Here is a 17,275-nt window from a genome sequence, read left to right on the forward strand (position 1 = left end):
CACGCCGGAGGCCGCTCGGCAAGAGGAGAGCTGATGGAATCTTGCAGATGACGTCAGCCGCTTGCAGGGCTCACGCTCGATCGCGCTCCGCCTCGAGCGCAGCGACCTGCTGACGTACGCGCTCGCTGAGCCCGGCGAGGACCGCGAGCTCCTCCCGGCTGAGCAGGTCGACCACGGCCGCGCGTACCACGGCCACGTGCCGGGCGGCGGCGGTGCCGATCAGCTCGCGACCACGCGGAGTGATCGCCGTGACGGAGCCGCGGAGGTCATCGGCACAGGGCTCGCGGGTGACGAGACCGCGCCCCTCCATGCGGGTCAGGTGCTGGGAGAGCCGTCCCTTCTCCCAGTGCAGCAGCTGCTGCAGGGCGCGGGGGCGCAGCCGGCCGTCCGGCGCCTCGCTGAGGTGCACGAGCACCCGGTAGTCGGCGGTGGACAGCCCCGAGTCGGTCCGGAGCCGGCGGTCGAGGAACTCGGCCAGCCCCTCGTGCATGTCGATGATGCTGCGCCACGCCCGTGACTCGTCCTCGTCGAGCCAGCGCGGGTCCTCGGTCACGGCTCGATGGTAGGCGCGACGGACGATGGTTGACGTGTGAACCTCAGGTGGGTAGCGTCGCTGATGTTCACACGTGAACCACCTAGCGGAAGAAGGCCGGCCGTGCCCGTCGCCACCCTCGCCACCCACCTGCCCGCCCTCGACGATGCCGGGCGCCGACTGCTGTTCACCGAAGCGCGGACGGCCAACAGCTTCTCCGACGAGCCCGTCACCGACGCGCAGCTGCACGAGATCTACGAGCTCATGAAGTACGGCCCGACGTCGGCGAACACCAGCCCGCTGCGCATCCTCTTCGTCCGTCAGGGCGAGGGCCGGGATCGCCTGCTGCGGCACGTGAACGAGGGCAATCGCGCCAAGACCGCGAGCGCACCGGTCGTCGCCGTCCTCGCCAACGACGCGGACTTCCACGAGCGGATCCCCGAGCTGCTGCCCTTCCGCCCCGCGCTGCGCGACGTCTTCGCCGCCGACGAGACGCTGCGGCACGCCACCGCGGACTACAACGGCGCGCTGCAGGCGGCGTACGTCATCCTCGCGGTCCGCGCCGTCGGTCTCGCGGCCGGTCCGATGAAGGGCTTCGACGCGGCCGGCGTGGATGCCGAGTTCTTCACCGGCACCAGCTGGACCTCGCACCTGCTCGTCAACATCGGTCATCCCGGCGTCGACCCGTGGTTCGACCGCCTGCCGCGCCTGCCGTACGACGACGCCGTCCGCTACGCCTGACGCTGGAGAGGAGGCCGTGACCCGGGCTCAGTGCTGGTGCGCGGGCTCCGCCGGCTCGCGGTGCCGGTGGCCGTGCTCGTCCTCGCTCGCACCCTCGTCGGTGTGCTCGGCGTGGAAGAGCGCCTCGGCCAGCAGCCGGCGTACGTGGACGTCGGCGGCCTTGTAGTAGACGAACGTCCCCTCGCGGCGGCCCTTCACGAGGCCCGCGAGGCGCAGCTTTGCCAGGTGCTGGGAGACCACCGTCGGGTTGGCCCCGACGAGCTCGCCCAGGCAGGCGACGGACGACTCACCCTGGAGCAGCGCCCAGAGGATCTTGATCCGCGTCGGGTCCGCGAGCAGCCGGAAGGACTCGGCCGCCAGCTGGGCCTCCTCCTCCGCCGGCATGGCGAAGTCGGGGTTGTCGCGGTGCACGCCCCGATCCTACTGAGGTGCATGCCTGCATGGATGCGCAGGTACGCTGTCGTGCAGACCCGCACGCACCTCGGAGGGCCTCCCCGTGACCTCGACCCTGACCGCGCCTGCCGCCCCGCAACGCGGGGACGTCCACCCCGAGCCGCTGCTCGTCCGCGCCGCGCAGCTGCCCGAGGTGCGCTGGGCCGCGCTCGCGACGGGGCTCTTCGCGCTGGGCGGCCTCGCGCAGCTGGGCGGGACTGCGGCCCTGGCCTGGGCGCTGTACTTCGCCTGCTACGCCGCGGGCGGCTGGGAGCCCGGGCTCGCCGGGCTCCGTGCGCTGCGCGAGCGGACGCTCGACGTCGACCTGCTCATGGTGGTCGCCGCCGTCCTCGCGGCCTCCATCGGCCAGGTGCTCGACGGCGCGCTGCTCATCGTCATCTTCGCCACCTCCGGCGCGCTCGAGGCGGTGGCGACGGCGCGGACGGAGGACGCCGTACGCGCCCTGCTGACCGTCGCGCCCGAGACCGCGACGCGGCTGCGGGACGGCGAGGAGGAGGTGGTGGAGGCGGCCGACCTCGCGGTCGGCGACCTCGTCCTCGTCCGCCCCGGCGAGCGGCTCAGCGCCGACGGGACCGTCGTAGACGGGACGAGCGAGGTCGACCAGGCGACCATCACCGGCGAGCCGCTCCCGGCGCTGAAGCAGCCCGGGTCGGCGGTCTTCGCCGGCACGCTCAACGGCGCCGGAGCCCTCACCCTCCGCGTCGACCGGCCGGCCACCGACTCCGTCGTCGCCCGGATCGCCGCGCTGGTCGAGGAGGCCTCGGCCACGAAGGCGCGGACGCAGCTGTTCGTCGAGGGGATCGAGCAGCGCTACTCGCTCGGCATGGTCGCGGCGACGCTCGCCCTGCTCGTCGTCCCGCTGCTCGCGGGGGCGGAGTTCCAGCCCACCCTGCTCCGCGCGATGACCTTCATGATCGTGGCGTCGCCCTGCGCGGTCGTCCTCGCGACGATGCCGCCGCTGCTGGCCGCCGTGGCGAACGCCGGGCGCCACGGCGTGCTCGTGAAGTCCGCTGTCGTCATGGAGCAGCTCGGGACGGCGACCGTGGCGGCGTTCGACAAGACCGGCACGCTGACCGAGGGCACGCCGCAGCTCGTGGACGTGCAGCTGCTCGCGGGTCTCTGCCGCGACGAGGTCCTCCGGCTGGCGGCGGGCGCGGAGCGGCCGAGCGAGCACCCGCTCGCGCGGGCGGTCGTGCGTGCCGCGGTCGACGCGGGCCTGCCTGTGCCCGCAGCGAGGGACTTCTCCTCCAATCCCGGCCGGGGTGTCAGCGCGGTCGTCGAGGGCCGGTGGGTGGACGTGGGACGTCCCGAGCAGCGGCCGGTCGCGGAGGAGCGGACCGAGGTCGTCGTCTCCGTCGACGGCACGCCCGTCGCCGTCCTCGCGCTCACGGATCGGCTGCGCCCCGCTGCGACCGAGGCTGTCCGGGAGCTCAAGGCCCTGACGGGCGCGGACACCCTCCTGCTGACGGGTGACGCGCACGGCCCCGCGCGAGCGGTCGCGCGAGAGGCCGGCGTCGACCGCGTACGCGCCGGGCTGCTGCCGGCGCAGAAGGCCGACGTCGTCCGCGCCGAGCAGGCCGCCGGCGCCCGGGTCCTGCTCGTCGGCGACGGGGTGAACGACGCCCCGGCCCTCGCGGTCGCGGACATCGGCATCGCCATGGGCCGGCACGGCTCAGACCTCGCGCTCGAGACCGCCGACGCCGTCGTGCTCGGCGACGACCTCGCCACCGTGCCCGCGCTGGTCGCGCTCTCGCGTCGGGCGAGGCGAGTCGTCCTCGCCAACCTCGGCATCGCCGCCGCCTTCATCACCGTGCTGACGGTGTGGGACCTGCTGGGTGACCTGCCACTGCCCCTGGGGGTCCTCGGGCACGAGGGGTCCACGGTCATCGTCGGGCTGAACGGACTGCGGCTGCTGCGGCGAGGAGCCTGGAGGGCCTAGCCCGCCTCGTGCTTGTCGCGGTACATGTCGAGGTCGGCCCGCCGCAGCGTCTCCGTGGGGTCCTCGCCGGGCACCCACTCCGCGCACCCGACCGCGACGTCGATGCCCGCCGACGACCGCAGCCGTGCGAGCAGCCCGGGGGCCGCGTCACCCGCCGCCCCGGGGAGCGCGATCGCGAACTCGTCGCCGCCGACCCTGGCGAGGATGTCGCCGGCGCGCAGCTGCTCGCCCCAGCTGCGCGCGGCGCGCTGCAGCAGCGCGTCACCAGCGGCGTGGCCCTCGCTGTCGTTGACCTGCTTGAGCCCGTTGAGGTCGAGCGAGAGCGGGGCGCCCGTACGCTCCGCGACCGACGTGAGGTGCGCGACCATCCGGTCCCACCCGCGGCGGTTCGGCAGCTGCGTCAGCGGGTCGTGCGTGGCGTCGTCGCTCAGCTGCTCGAGGAGCTCGGCCCGGGTGATGACCTCGCCCGCGGCCCCGGCCAGCAGGGGCATGAGCTGCTCCGCCCGCTCGGGCAGGGAGCCGTCCGCCTCGTGCCAGGCGATGAGGAGGACACCGCGTACGGCGCCGTGGAGCAGCACCGGCTCGAAGAACGCCGTGTGCAGGCCGTACTCCGACGCCCGCTCCTGCGTGGCCGGCGGAGAGGTGCTCGAGGCCGCGACGTAGCGGCGCTCGCCCGTCCGTGCGGTCTCCGCCGCCGGACCGGGATCGCCCACGGGGATCCGCAGGGGTGCGTCCCTGGTGGTCTCGTCACGGTGGGCGACCGCGGTCTCGACGAGCTCGCCGTCCTTGCGCTCGAGCAGGAAGACCGCGTCGGCGCGGGCGATCCGCAGCGCGGCGGAGCAGAGGTCGTGGCGAGCCCGGTCGGGGTCGAAGTGGGCCAGCAGGGTGCCGACCGCGTCGGCGACCGCCTGGAAGGCGGCGGCGCGCTCGCCGTTGCGCTCGGCCCGGTCCCACAGCGCCGTGACGTCGGCGGCCTGGATGACGACGGCGTCGCCAGCGAGCGGTGCGACCGTCATCCTGATGTGCCGCCACGGTCCGGCGTCGTGCGTCGCGTCGATCTCGCGCGTGAGCGTCACCTGGTCGCGGTGCGCCGTCACGAGCATCGGCGCGATCAGCGACGGCGCGCCGAACACCTCGTGCACCGTCTGCCAGGGCCGCCAGGCGACCAGGGGTGCTCCGACCGCTGCTCCTGCGTCGTTGACCGCCGCGAGGCGGAACTGCCCGTCGCCGGCCAGCTGCCAGACGGCGACGGGGTCCGGGGAGAGCGCGAACAGCGGCCCGAGTCTCCGCTCGACCTCCTCGGGCGTCCACCCGTGCGCGGGCCCGTCGTCAGGGGGCGCCTCACCCGTGCTCATCCCCCGTGCCTCCCCGTGCGCCGTCCCTGTCACGGGCGGCGGTCGACCGACAGACTCGTGTCGGCCTACCCCGCTCCGCTGCAGGTCACGCCACCGGGTGCGTCAGTGGGCGGCGCCGCGTACGGCCGCGAAGTCCTGGGCCCGGATCAGCACCAGCGCGAGGACCCCGGCCACGACGGCCACGGCGGCCGACACCAGCAGGATGCGGTCGAGCCCCGACGTGAAGGCGGCCTTCGCCACTGCGGCGACGTGCTCGCGCTGGTCGGTGGGGAGCCGCTGCAGGACCGGACCGAGGCCACCCGAGCGCGTCGCCGTCGCGATCTCGTCCGCGTGGCCCGAGAGCCCGGGGGAGGAGGCGAGTCCGGACGTGATGCGGTCGGTCAGCGCGCTCGTGAAGACCGTGCCGTAGACCGCGATGCCGGTGGTGATCCCGACCTGGCGGAACGTCGAGTTGATGCCCGACGCCATGCCTGCCTGATGCGGGGCGACGACGCCGACCGCCGTCGAGGCGAGCGGCGGGTTGACCATGCCGGCGCCGACGCCGGCGACCAGCAGGCCGGGCAGCAGGTGCGTCCACGACGACGAGGCGTCGATGCCGCGCATGAGGAACAGGCCCGTACCGACGATCAGGAGGCCGACGCCGACGAGCGCCCGCGCGGGCAGGTGCGCGGAGAGGCGGCCGGCGACTGTCGCGGTGACGAGGATCGCGCCAGACAGGGCGAGGAGGCGCACCCCGGTCTGCAGGGCGTCGTAGCCGAGCACGTCCTGCAGGTAGAGCACGAGGAACAGCAGCATCGCGAAGACCGAGCCGTTGATGCCGAAGGCTGCGACCGCGCCGCCCGTGAACGTCGGCTTCCGGAAGAGCGCGAGGTCGAACATCGGCGCGCTGCTCCGTGCGTCGATGGCGACGAACACCGTCAGCAGCAGGGCTGCCGCGACGAGGCTGGCGATGACGCTACCGTCGCCGAATCCGCGGTCGCCGGACTCGATGAGGCCGTAGACGAGGGCGGTGAGCGCGGTGGTGAAGACGACCAGGCCGGGCCAGTCGGGGCGGCGGCTGGAGGGGGCGCGCGACTCGCGCACCTGCGCCGCGGTGAGCGCAACGGCGGCGACGCCGATCGGCAGGTTCACGAAGAAGATCCACCGCCAGGACAGCGCGCTGGTGAGGACACCGCCCAGCAGCGGACCGACGGCGACGGCCAGACCGGTGACCGCACCCCACACGCCGAACGCCGTCCCGCGCTCCTTGCCGTGGAACGCGCCGGCCAGCAGGGCGAGGGAGGTCGCGAAGATCGTGGCCCCGCCGATCCCCTGCAGCGCTCGCGCGACCTGCAGCAGCAGGACGTCCTGCGCGACGCCGCACAGCGCCGACGCCACCGTGAAGACGGTGAGTCCGACGAGGTAGACGCGCTTGCGCCCCAGCAGGTCCGCCAGGCTGCCGGCGGTGAGCAGGAGGGCGGCGAGGGTGAGCGCGTACACGTCGACGATCCACTGGAGCGGGGTGAAGCTCGCGTGCAGCGCCGCCTGGATGTCGGGCAGGGCGACGTTCACGATCGTGAGGTCCAGCAGCAGCATGAACGTACCCAGAAGGAGTCGCTCCTCGTCGACCGGTGGGACTCCATGATCGAGGAGCTGCAGCAGGTGCTCACCGACCGCGCGGTCGACCCGGTGGACGCCGCCCTCGGGCTCCTCGAGGCCGAGGTGGACGTCCTGCTCTCGCCCTCGTGGGCGACCTACCTCGGGTCCCCCCTCGTCTGCGTGGCGCGCTTCGGTCTGCTCATCCGCACGACACCGGCGCTACGGGCCCACGAGCGGGAGAGCCTGGAGCGGGTGTCCGAGGTGCTGGCGGACGCCCTAGCGCAGCGCGGATTCGACGGCCCGGAGGGGTGGGTCACGGCGACGGCCATCACCGGGCTCTGGCCGGTCTTCTACCGCAGCCTTCACCGGGAGGTGCAGGTCGAGGGCGCGAACATCGACTCGGTCCGATCCGCGGTCATGAGCGATGTACGCCGGGCAGCTGGCCGGCTGCGCAGCGGCATCTAGTCCGCGCGCCGCAGCACGAGGGCGGCGTGGGCGCGTACGTCGTCGCTCGCGTCCCTTTGCTGGCGCTCGATCTCGACGAAGCCGTTGCCGGACAGGCGTTCCGCGAGCTGGTCGACCGGCCACCGCCACGCCGGGACCACCTTGTGCGCGAACGCGTCGTGCTCTATGCCGTCGAAGAACCCCAGCACCAGCAGGCCATCCGTTTGCAGGACGCGGCGGAACTCCCCCAGGGCCAGAGCGAACTGGCCGTCATCGAGGTGGATCGTCGAGTACCACGCGAGGACGCCGCTGAGTGAGCCGGTCGGCGCCGGAAGGTCGAGCATCGAGCCGAGCTCGTACGGGACCCCCGGGTGCGCGGCGCGCGCGTGCGCCACGAACTCCGGCACGAGGTCGATGCCGCGGGCATCGACGCCCAGTGCGCGGAGATGCGCGGTGTAGTGGCCGGGGCCGCAGCCGATGTCGAGCACGGGCCCCTCGAGGTTGCCCAGGTGCCGGACGACGAGGTCCACGTCGTCGGGGTGCAGCTGCTCGATCATCCCGAACAGATCGATGTACGCGGTGGCCAAGCGGCCGTACGCTCGCTGCACCTCACTGGGCTCCACGGCCCGAGGCTAGAGCGGAGGGGTGACGGTGCGGTCGGCTCGGCTCGCGGGACTGGCGCTCGTGGTCGTGCTCGTCGCGTACGGCGCGGTGCGGGTCCACCGCTCCATCGCCGAGAGCCGCTGCTTCCCTCCTGTTATCCAGGCGTCGCCGCTGGCCGTGGCCGCTGGTGGGACGCTGGCCGTCGACCGGGGACCCGCGGAGTGCCGGGCGAGCCGGTGGCCTGGCGCTTACGAGCTGGTGCTGCAGGGTCCTGAGGGCGCGCGGCCGCTGGGCGCCGGGCGGGCCGGGAGTCGCGGTGAACTCCGTCAGGTCGTGACCGTCCCCGCCGATTGGGCGGGGGGACCGGCGTGGGTAGAGGTACGCGGGGGGACCGAGCCCAGGTGCCCGCGCGGGTCGAAGTGCGCAGATCTCGGTGTGGAGGTGCAGATCCGACCTCGTGCGCAGTAGCGTGCGACGAAAGCCGGCTCACGGGGGCCACGTGACCACAGAGACGAGCGCATCCGCCGACAGGTGGAGTCGCCACCCCCTGCCCGACCGGCTGCTCGCTCTGGCCATGCTGGGCACCGCGACCATCGAGGTGGTCTTCCTCAGCGAACCGCCCGTGGGTGCGCGATCGCTGGCGCTGCGGGTCTTCGTCGGCACTGCGCTCGTGTTCCACACCCTCGCGGGCGCTTGGCTGCTCGCCACGGCGGGCCACGCGCGGGAGTGGTGGACCCGGATCGCCCTCCTGGAGGCCGACGTCCTCCTCCTGGCGGTGCCCTACGTGCTGGCGGCGGTGACGGTGCCGGCCATCCTCGTCATGCTGCTGGCCCGGCTGCCCCTCATCGTGACGGTCCTCCCGCGCCGCCAGATGCTCGTCGCGCTGGCCACCGTCGTGCTCGCGCCCTCCGTCGCGGAGGTCCCCCGCTCGGTGGGCGACCTGCCGTGGGGGCTGGACGCCGAGTGGTCGTTCCTCGTGGCGGTCGCCGTGGTCGCGGGCAGCACGCACCTCGTCGTCCGCGAGCTGGCCACGGCGCAGGCGGAGGCGCAGGAGCACGAGGAGGCCGCGCGGCGCTCGGAGACGCAGGCCCGCGCGGAGACCGCCCGGGCGCAGCGGCTGGCGCTCGAGGCGAGCGAGCTGGCGGAGCAGGCTCGCGCCCTGGCCGCCCGCCGCGAGTACGACGCCCTCCACGACCCGCTCACCGGCCTGCCGAACCGCACCCTCTACCGCGACCGGCTCGCGGCGGCCGTCGCGCACGCGAGCCGGACCGGCGGTGACGTCGCCGTCCTCCTGCTCGACCTCGACCGCTTCAAGCTCGTCAACGACAGCCGTGGGCACGCGGCCGGTGACGTGCTGCTCCGCTCGCTGGGGGAGCGGCTCGCCGGCCGGCTGCGCGGCAGCGACACGCTGGCACGCCTCGGGGGCGACGAGTTCGCCGTCGTGCTCCAGGACGTGGACGACCCCGTAGACGCCGAGGGGGTTGCCGCGCAGCTCCTCGACGCGCTGCGCGAGCCGTTCGACCTCCGCGACCCCGAGAGCGGAGCGGCGACCGCGCTCTACATCACCGCCAGCTGCGGCATCGCGTTCGGGCTGGGGCGGCGCGACGACCTCGGTGCCGTGCTGCGCGAGGCGGACACGGCGATGTACCAGGCGAAGGCGCGCGGCCGCGGACTGGTCGAGGTCTTCGACGCGAGCCTGCGCCACGTCGCCCAGCGCCGCCTCGACCTCGAGAACCAGCTGCGGCATGACCTCGAGACCGGCAGCGGGGCGCTCTGCGCGTGGTTCCAGCCGGTCGTCGAGCCGCGTACGGGCCGGATCGTCGCGCTCGAGGCGCTCGCGCGATGGACGTGCGCGGGGTACGGCGCCGTGCCGCCGCCCGAGTTCGTCCACGTCGCCGAGGACTCCGGGCTCGTGCACGAGCTCGGCCGGCGGATGCTCGCGCTCGCGCTGGAGAACGCAGCCAGGTGGGTGCGCCTGCAGCCCGAGCTGGAGATCGCCGTCAACGTGAGCCCCGTGCAGTTGCAGCAGCCCGGGTTCGCCGAGGACGTGCTGTCCGCGCTGGCGCGCGCGGAGCTCGACCCGGGCCGGCTGTGCCTCGAGATCACCGAGAGCACCCTGCTCGACCCCGAGCAGCACCACGTCGCCACCCTCCACCTCCTGCACGAGGCGGGCGTGAAGCTGGCCGTCGACGACTTCGGCTCGGGCTACTCGTCGCTGGCGCAGTTGCGGAGCTTCCCGCTGGACAAGCTCAAGGCGGACAGGTCGTTCGTGGACGACCTGCCGATCCTGCAGGCCGTGTCCGACCTGGCCCAGGCCCTCGGCGTGGTCCCGCTCGCCGAAGGAGTCGAGACCGTGGAGCAGGCGCGGTTCGTGGCGGCCCTCGGCTACCAGGAGGCGCAGGGCTACCTGTGGTCGCGTCCACGGCCCCCTGGGGACATCAGCCACCTGCTGCAGGGCGCCGTGATCCCCGTACCGCTGGAGCTCGACGGGGTGGAGGGGCCCGTCGGGTGATCCTGCGGCCCCGGGTCTCGCCGGGGCTGCGGGCTCGCCGATGGGGTGGCGTGGAGTCCGGGCGGGTCGTCGACGCGCTCGTGCTCGGGCCGCACCGGCGACGTCGCCGGATGACGAAGGCGCTGCGGCAGCTGGACTTCGCCGACGCTCCGCCTCCGGCGTCGCGGCAGCACGTGCCGCCGCCGCGCCGCTCTGGTCGGCAGCTCGTGGCCGTTGCGGTGGTGGTGACCTGCTTCGCCGCCCCCGTGCTCGTCCCCCGACTGCTGCCCGCCCGGGCGGCGGACGTCGGAGAGCCGGTCCCGCCGCCGGGCGCTGGGGAGCGGCACCACCGACTGCTGCCGCCGGTGGTCGCGCCCGCGGGCGTGGGCGGCTACGTCTACGAGCTGACCCAGCCGCACTCGCAGCGCCCGGTGACGTACGACTCCTGCCGGCCGCTCCGCTACGTCGTCGGCCTCGAGCACGCGCCGCCTGGTGCGCGGCAGGTCGTGGACGAGGCGGCGGCGCGGGTGTCGGCGGCCACGGGGCTCGTCCTCGTCGACGAGGGCCTGACGGACGAGGTGCCGAGCCGCGAACGCGCGGCGTACCAGCCCGATCGCTACGGCGAGCAGTGGGCGCCGGTGCTCATCGCGTGGTCCGACCCGGTCGAGACGCCGGGGCTCGCCGGGCGCGTGGCCGGCATCGGAGGCAGCCGACCCTGGTCGGACACGCACGGACGGCTGACGTACGTGACGGGGACCGTCACCCTCGACACCCCGACGCTGGCACCGCTCCTCTCGACGCGGGCCGGTCGGGCGGAGGTCCGGGCCGTCGTCATGCACGAGCTGGGCCACGTCGTCGGCCTGGCGCACACGAAGGACCGGCACCAGTTGATGTACGCCGACAACACGGGTCGGACGGCGTTCGGCGACGGGGACCTGCGAGGTCTGGCCATGCTCGGCGTCGGCCCGTGCCGGCCGGACCTCTGACGCGCGCTCCCCCCGTGATCATGCAGATGTTGGTTGGAGGAGACGTACGTCGTGACGGGACTGGGCGGGCCGCCCCAGAAATCCCCGTGATCATGCACATGTTGGCCTGGTTGATGCGTGCGTCGTGACCGGATGGGGCACCGCTCCTGAATTCCGTGATCATGCACATCGTGGGCCCGCCGATGGCCCCATGTGATCGGGCTCCCCGATCAAGTGGTATCACGGTGCGTGGCCGAGGAGTGGCTGCATGGCAGCAGGTTCTGCTGACCCGACTCTGTCGGTGGTGGCTTGTACGGTGTCGGCATGAGCTCGAGCAGCAGCCCGTCGCGCGACCCCCGATCGGGGTCAGCGCGCGGCATCGCGCTGCTCGAGAAGCACGCGGCAATAGCCCGGCTGCAGGCGGAGTTCCTCGCCGACCTGGCGGAGTTCGATGCGGGCGGCGAGTTCGTGGTCGACAACCAGGTGACCGCGCAGGCGTGGCTCCGCCACCACGCCCGCATGGACGCGCTCGACGCCCGCCGCGCCGTGATGGCGGCGCGAGCCTTGCGCGACCTCCCGCAGACAGCGCACGCGCTCGTCGCGGGTGAGATCAGCGTGCGGCACGTCGACGAGATGGCGGCCGGGCACAAGCGGCTCGGCGCAGCCGTGATGCTCGAGGCCGAGGAGATGCTCGTGCCGCTGGCGAAGGCCGCTGCGCCGGCGGACGTCCGGGCCGGGGTCGCGCGGGTGGAGGAGGCGGTCGGCGCCGACGAGTCACGGGAGGAGAAGGCGCAACGCATCCACGACAGCCGCTACCTGCTGCTCTCCACCGGCATGGACGGCACCGTCCTCATCACCGGACGGCTCGACCGCGCCGACGGCATGCTGGTCCAGAAGGCGATCCGCGCCGGATCCCAACCCAACCCCGAGCCCGGGCAGACCGTCGACCCGCGCACCGCCGCACAGCGCCAAGCGGACGCGCTCGTCGAGATCGTCCAGACCCACCTCGGCTCCCAGCCCGGCGTCACCAGCCTGCGCCTCGACACCACCCTCGTCGTCGACCTCCCCACCCTGCGCGACGAGCTCAAGCCCGGCGACGGGCACACCGGGATCAGCGGCATCCTCGGCACCGCTTTCACCGCCGAGGAGCTCCGCTACCTCACCTGCACCGCCGACGTCAGCGTCCTGCTCACCGCGACGCTGAGCCCCCACGCGGGCCTACCAGCGCAGGACACCCAGATCCGCGTCGCGCCCGGCGTCCCCCTCGCCCTCGGCCGCGAGACCCGCCTCGCCACCCGCGCCCAGCAGAGAGCCCTCTGGGTACGCGACGGAGGCTGCATCGCCCCCGGGTGCCGCAACCGACGCGTCCAAGCCCACCACGTCATCCACTGGTCCGACGGAGGCCCCACCGACCTGAGCAACATGTGCCTGCTCTGCAGCCGCCACCACCACCTCCTCCACCAAGGAGGCTGGCAGCTCGAACCCGACCCCGACAGACCCGGGCGATTCAGCTGGCGACCACCCGACGGAGGACCACCCGTACCAGCGACGCACGCCAGCGACCGCAACCCCGGCACCACCACGGGCTTGTGGTGATGAGCGACCGCTCAGCCCAGGGCTGCCGCCGCCGCGCGCAGCTCCCCGAGCACGCCCAGCGCGTGCACGGCCAGCCCCCGCTCGTCGGCGGGCCCGGCCTCGACCCAGCGCGCGTACCCCTGCTTGAACGACAGCACCCCCAGCTCCGCCGCGAGATGTGCCTGCACGACAGGCACTCCTCGCGCCACGAGAGCATCGGTCATCGCGACCGCCATGCCGACGCTCTTCAGCGCGTCGCGCTCCTGCAGCTCGGAGCTCGCTGCGACCGCGGCCTTGATGCGTGGGCCGAGGTCGCGGTTGGCGGGGCCCATCGCGCTGGACGCGTTCTCCAGGCCCGCCGCGACGGCGTCGAGGGCGCTCGCCCCCTCCGGCGCGTCCGCGATGCCCTCGGCCAGCAGCCGGCTCAGCATCTCCTGCCCGGCGACGAGCAGCTCGCGCTTGTCGGGGAAGTGCCGGAAGAACGTGCTCTTGGTGACGCCGGCGCGCTCGGCGATCTGCGCGACCGTCGTCTCGTCGTAGCCCTGCTCCGTGAACAGGTCGACGGCCGCCACGACGAGGCGGTCGCGCGCACCTGGTTCCCAGCGGGCCATGCCCCCATCGTAGTGACGGGACACAAGTCCCATCACGGTGCTACGGTGATGGGACAAGAGTCTCATCACAGGAGGACCCCATGCACGTCTTCGTCACCGGAGGGACGGGCCTCATCGGCTCCGCCGTCGTCGCCGAGCTCCTCGCCGCCGGGCACACCGTCCTCGCCCTCGCGCGCAGCGAGTCCTCCGCCGCCGCGCTGCAGGCGGCCGGCGCCCAGCCGCACCCGGGCTCCATGTCGGACCTGGACGCGCTGCGGTCGGGCGCTGCCGCGGCCGACGGCGTCATCAACCTCGCCTTCGACCACGAGACCCCGACGCCCGAGCAGTGGCTTGCCTCCGTCGCGCAGGAGAACGCCGCGCAGCTCGCGATCGGCGAGGTGCTCGTCGGCAGCGACCGGCCGTTCGTCACGGTGTCCGGTACGCCGTGGATCCCCGGCCGCGCCTCCCTCGAGACCGACCCGCTCCCGCTCGACGGACTCGTGGGCGGCCGCGCGCGTACGGTCGGCGCGGTCCTCGCCCTCGCCGACCGCGGCGTGCGCAGCGTCGCCGTGCGCATGCCGCGCACGGTCCACAACCGGGGAGAGGGCGGGTTCGCCGGACTGCTCACCGGTATCGCGCGCACGACGGGCGTGTCCGGCTACCCCGGCGACGGTACGCAGCGGTGGCCCGCCGTCCACGCGCTCGACGCCGCCGTGCTCTTCCGCCTCGCGCTGGAGCAGGCGCCGGCCGGGACCGCGTGGCACGCAGTGGACGACGAGGGCGACGCCGTACGCGACATCGCCGAGGTCATCGGCCGGCGCCTCGGCCTGCCCGTGCAGTCCGTGCCGGACGAGACGTTCGGGCCGCTGGGCGAGGTCTTCGCGCTCGACCAGCCCGCGTCGAGCGCCTACACGCGGGAGACGCTCGGCTGGACGCCGACGCACCCGGGCCTGCTCAGCGACCTGGAGAACCTCCAGCCCTGACGCCCAGCAGCGACTGCAGGCCGGCAGCACCGGCCGGCGTCACGGCCACGGCACGGTGCCCGGCCGCGCGGGACACCCACTCCCGCCGGACGAGCTCCTGCAGCAGGCCGGCGGCGAGCGCGCCGCCGAGGTGGTGGCGGCGCTCGGTCCAGTCCAGGCAGGTGCGCAGCAGCGGGCGAGTGCCCACCTCGAGGGCGACAGGACCGAGCACGTCGAGGAACCACGTACGGCCAGCAGGAGTGAGCGCCAGGCCGTCGCTGCGCGCGACGAGCGACCGGTCGACCAGCGCGTCGAGCAGTTGCACGCCCAACGCTCCGGCGAGGTGGTCGTAGCACGTGCGCGCCGCTGCGAGCTCCTTGCCGGCCCGGACGGTCCGCAGCGAGGTCGGCCGCTCGGGAGCGCCGACCGCGGCGGCGAGGTCCTCGATGAGGTCGGCGGTCTCGGCGTCGGCGAGCCGGACGTACCGGTGCCGGCCCTGGCGCTCCTCGGCGAGCAGGCCCGCGGACACCAGCAGCGAAAGGTGCCCGCTGGCCGTCGACGCCGCGATCCCGGCCTGCCGCGCGAGCTCGCCCGCCGTCCAGGCCCTGCCGTCCAGCAGCGCCAGGCACATCTCGGCCCGGCTGCGGTCGGCGAGCAAGGAAGCGAACCCCGCCAGCGCCTCGGCGCGGACCGTCACCGGCGGCGGGTCAGCGCGACGCCGCACACCGCGAGGACGCCTCCGGCCAGGGCGAGGGCCGGGGGCGTCTCGCCGAGCAGCGGCCACGCGCCGAGCACGGTGAGCGGGGGGACGAGGTACGTCGTCACGCCGAGCCGCCCGGCGGGCATGCGGGACAGCGCGTACGCCCAGGTCCCGAACGCGACGGCGGTCGGCACCAGCCCGAGGTAGACGAGCGCAGCGACCTGCCCGGCGGACGCGGCCCCGAGGTCGGAGCCCAGCTGCCCCGCGAAGGGCAGGCACGCGACACCCCCGATGCAGCAGGCCATCTGCGTGACCTGCAGGGCAGGGAGCCTGCGCACCAGCGGCTTCTGCGCCATCACGCCGACGGCGAAGACCAGCGCAGCGGTGAGGCACAGCACGACGCCCCAGCCCTGCGTACCCGACCCGTCCGCCGTCGCGACGGCGATGACGACCACGCCCGAGAACGCCACGCCCGCCCCGATGAGGAGCCAGCGCGGGAAGCCCTCCCCGAGCAGCGCGCCGGCGAGCAGCGCGATGAGCACGGGGCCGACGTTCACGAGCATCGCGGCCGTTCCCGCGTCGACGCGCTGCTCGCCGGCGTTGAGCGCGACGTTGTAGATCCCGAACCACGCGACCCCGCACAGGACGAGCAGGCCCCACTCACGGGAGGTGGGGCGTACCCAGCTGCGGCGCGCGGCCACTGCGATGCTCAGCGCCAGACCGCCGACGAGGAGCCGGCCCAGGGCGAGCGCGCCGGGGGCGAAGCCGTCGCGTACGCCGCGGATCGCCAGGAACGCCGATGCCCACGCGCAGACCGTGACCGCCACCGCCGCGAGCACGGAGGCGGGCGGGCCGACCTGGACAGTCGGCTCCGGGTCCTGCAACGTCGTCATGACCGCAGGCTAGGCCGCCGACGCTTCGGTGCGCGCCGCAGTCTCCCTCAGCGCGTGCGCACGATCGTGAGGCCGCTCGTCGTCGGGACGAGGAGGTCCGTGCCCCGCACCGCCGGGGTCGCGAAGCGCGTGGTCGTCCCGACCGCGACCTGCGACAACGACCTGCCCGAGCGCGGGTCGAGGGCGTGCAGCACGCCGGCGCCCGGGTCGAGCGACCACACGCGGTTCCCCGCCACGACGGGCGAGCCGGTCGTGCCCGAGGCCGCGTGCCAGCCGAGGGACAGCTTGCCGTTGCTGCGGATGCTCACGGCGCGCAGCCCGTCGGCGCACGGGACGTAGACCGTGCTCGCCACGACGGCGGTGCCGCCGAAGCTGCGGCACACCTTGGCGCTGCTGACCTCTGCGCCGATGCCGCCCAGCGCGCGCTGCCGCACGACGTACGCGGTGCCGGACTTGCCGGCCGTGAAGATCCACTCCGAGCCCACGAGTGCAGGCCCCTGCGAGCCGAGGTCGAGGTCCGCCGCGTTGTCGGCCGCCCAGGTCGACGGGGAGTAGGAGCCCACGAGCGTCGTACCGCGCAGCTGGAGGATGCTGTCGCTGTAGTCGTACGCCGAGCCCGGGCCGTTCTCGCCGTTGCCCACCGCGACGTAGAGGTTGCCGGCCGAGTCGACGCTCGGGCCGGGCGGCGTCCAGATCCCGCCCTCGCGCGGCGTCGGCACCGTGTAGGCGACAGCACTCCCCTTGCCGTCGAGCGGGACCCCGACGACGCGGCCCTTGTAGCCGCCGCAGTCGCCGGCGAGACCGCCGAACGGCACCCAGACCTTCCCCTGCGCGAACGTCAGCGCGCCGCGCTCCTGCATCGCCTTCGTCTCCACACCGGGGAGGTCGACGGACTTCCGCCAGGCCACCTTGCCCGTCTTCGCGCTCAGCGCGACGAGCTCGTGGCTGACGGGCGAGCCGTGCTCGGCGACGAGGTAGACGAGCCCCGACGCCTTGTCGTACGCGGGGGTGCCCGTGATGCCGAGCGGGTCGATGTTGCCGCAGGGCAGCTCGCTCCGCTTCGCCGGCGACCCGAGCCTGGCACGCCACAGCTGGTGCCCGGAGCCGTCGAGCCCGTAGACGCTGTTCGCCTCCGTCGCCACGACCGTGATCCCCGCGGCGACGACCGGCGAGGCGTAGACGGCCGCGTCGAGGCGCACCTTGGCGCGGACGGCGAGCTTCGTGGGCGTGGGCATCGTCGCCGTGCCCGAGCGGCGCAGGTCGCCGTGGTAGGTCGGCCAGTCGCGGACGGCGCTCGCCGCCTCAGGCGCGCTCGCCGCCTCCGACGTGCTCGACGACGTGCTCGACGACGTGTTCGACGGCGCGGCAGGGTGCGTGCTCCCTCCGCCCGAGGAGCAGGCGACGAGAGCGGCGGGCAGGAGGAGCAGCAGACGCCTCATCGATCCGTTGTACCC

At 74.0% G+C, this 17,275-nt stretch carries 16 protein-coding genes; 7 read left to right on the forward strand and 9 right to left on the reverse strand.

The window, feature by feature from the left end; translation table 11 throughout:
• Positions 1–70 precede the first annotated feature (70 nt).
• Positions 71–553: a MarR family winged helix-turn-helix transcriptional regulator gene (locus EV189_RS02790; protein ID WP_231116007.1), complete on the reverse strand. Its 483-nt coding sequence runs from the start codon at positions 551–553 to the stop codon at positions 71–73.
• 102 nt (positions 554–655) lie between these two features.
• On the opposite strand from EV189_RS02790, the gene EV189_RS02795 reads away from it, so the two are divergent.
• A complete protein-coding gene (locus tag EV189_RS02795; RefSeq protein WP_231116008.1) occupies positions 656–1,273 on the forward strand; it encodes a malonic semialdehyde reductase in 618 nt (205 codons plus the stop codon).
• A 27-nt stretch (positions 1,274–1,300) separates the two neighbouring features.
• Here the strand turns inward: EV189_RS02795 and EV189_RS02800 are convergent, their stop codons facing one another.
• Complete coding sequence (locus EV189_RS02800) at positions 1,301–1,684, reverse strand: ArsR/SmtB family transcription factor (RefSeq protein WP_130491404.1); 384 nt, start codon at positions 1,682–1,684, stop codon at positions 1,301–1,303.
• A gap of 85 nt (positions 1,685–1,769) precedes the next feature.
• Here EV189_RS02800 and EV189_RS02805 point away from each other — a divergent pair, with 85 nt between their 5' ends.
• Entirely contained in the window at positions 1,770–3,665 is a 1,896-nt protein-coding gene (locus EV189_RS02805; RefSeq protein WP_130491405.1) for a heavy metal translocating P-type ATPase, read from the forward strand.
• Here the strand turns inward: EV189_RS02805 and EV189_RS02810 are convergent.
• Positions 3,662–5,020, reverse strand: coding sequence for a sensor domain-containing diguanylate cyclase (locus EV189_RS02810; RefSeq protein ID WP_130491406.1), 1,359 nt, complete (start codon positions 5,018–5,020; stop codon positions 3,662–3,664). The genes EV189_RS02805 and EV189_RS02810 overlap by 4 nt on opposite strands.
• A gap of 102 nt (positions 5,021–5,122) precedes the next feature.
• Positions 5,123–6,661, reverse strand: coding sequence for an MFS transporter (locus EV189_RS02815; RefSeq protein WP_331250667.1), 1,539 nt, complete (start codon positions 6,659–6,661; stop codon positions 5,123–5,125).
• Between EV189_RS02815 and EV189_RS02820 the strand changes: the two genes are divergently transcribed.
• The gene (locus tag EV189_RS02820) at positions 6,641–7,063 is read left to right on the forward strand and encodes a hypothetical protein (protein WP_130491408.1); all 423 of its coding nucleotides are present in this window, start codon (positions 6,641–6,643) and stop codon (positions 7,061–7,063) included. The genes EV189_RS02815 and EV189_RS02820 overlap by 21 nt on opposite strands.
• Here EV189_RS02820 and EV189_RS02825 read toward each other — a convergent pair.
• Positions 7,060–7,665 carry a class I SAM-dependent methyltransferase gene (locus EV189_RS02825; RefSeq protein WP_231116009.1) on the reverse strand — a complete coding sequence of 202 codons (606 nt, stop codon included), beginning with the start codon at positions 7,663–7,665 and terminating at the stop codon, positions 7,060–7,062. The two genes, EV189_RS02820 and EV189_RS02825, sit on opposite strands and share 4 nt — an antisense overlap.
• Positions 7,666–8,219: 554 nt before the next feature.
• On the opposite strand from EV189_RS02825, the gene EV189_RS02830 reads away from it, so the two are divergent.
• The 3 genes from EV189_RS02830 to EV189_RS02840 all read left to right on the forward strand — a co-directional run bounded on the left by EV189_RS02830 (position 8,220) and on the right by EV189_RS02840 (position 12,697).
• A complete protein-coding gene (locus EV189_RS02830) occupies positions 8,220–10,157 on the forward strand; it encodes a putative bifunctional diguanylate cyclase/phosphodiesterase (protein WP_130491409.1) in 1,938 nt (645 codons plus the stop codon).
• 50 nt (positions 10,158–10,207) lie between these two features.
• Complete coding sequence (locus EV189_RS02835) at positions 10,208–11,122, forward strand: matrixin family metalloprotease (protein ID WP_130491410.1); 915 nt, start codon at positions 10,208–10,210, stop codon at positions 11,120–11,122.
• Between the two features lie 303 nt (positions 11,123–11,425).
• On the forward strand, positions 11,426–12,697 hold the full coding sequence (locus EV189_RS02840; RefSeq protein WP_130491411.1) for an HNH endonuclease signature motif containing protein: 1,272 nt from the start codon (positions 11,426–11,428) through the stop codon (positions 12,695–12,697).
• 11 nt (positions 12,698–12,708) lie between these two features.
• On the opposite strand, the gene EV189_RS02845 is transcribed toward EV189_RS02840, so the two are convergent.
• Positions 12,709–13,287 carry a TetR/AcrR family transcriptional regulator gene (locus EV189_RS02845; protein WP_130491412.1) on the reverse strand — a complete coding sequence of 193 codons (579 nt, stop codon included), beginning with the start codon at positions 13,285–13,287 and terminating at the stop codon, positions 12,709–12,711.
• 80 nt (positions 13,288–13,367) lie between these two features.
• On the opposite strand from EV189_RS02845, the gene EV189_RS02850 reads away from it, so the two are divergent.
• Positions 13,368–14,249, forward strand: a complete 882-nt coding sequence (locus EV189_RS02850; RefSeq protein ID WP_130491413.1) for an SDR family oxidoreductase — start codon at positions 13,368–13,370, stop codon at positions 14,247–14,249.
• Here the strand turns inward: EV189_RS02850 and EV189_RS02855 are convergent.
• From EV189_RS02855 to EV189_RS02865, 3 genes are read right to left on the reverse strand one after another with little or no spacing between them, the layout of a single operon-like run.
• Positions 14,221–14,925, reverse strand: a complete 705-nt coding sequence (locus EV189_RS02855; protein ID WP_231116010.1) for an ArsR/SmtB family transcription factor — start codon at positions 14,923–14,925, stop codon at positions 14,221–14,223. The genes EV189_RS02850 and EV189_RS02855 overlap by 29 nt on opposite strands.
• Positions 14,922–15,821: a DMT family transporter gene (locus EV189_RS02860; protein ID WP_130491414.1), complete on the reverse strand. Its 900-nt coding sequence runs from the start codon at positions 15,819–15,821 to the stop codon at positions 14,922–14,924. The genes EV189_RS02855 and EV189_RS02860 overlap by 4 nt, the downstream gene beginning before the upstream one ends.
• A gap of 47 nt (positions 15,822–15,868) precedes the next feature.
• Positions 15,869–17,260, reverse strand: coding sequence for an outer membrane protein assembly factor BamB family protein (locus tag EV189_RS02865; RefSeq protein ID WP_130491415.1), 1,392 nt, complete (start codon positions 17,258–17,260; stop codon positions 15,869–15,871).
• Positions 17,261–17,275: the final 15 nt, after the last annotated feature.

The organism is Motilibacter rhizosphaerae, assembly GCF_004216915.1.
GTDB lineage: Bacteria > Actinomycetota > Actinomycetes > Motilibacterales > Motilibacteraceae > Motilibacter > Motilibacter rhizosphaerae.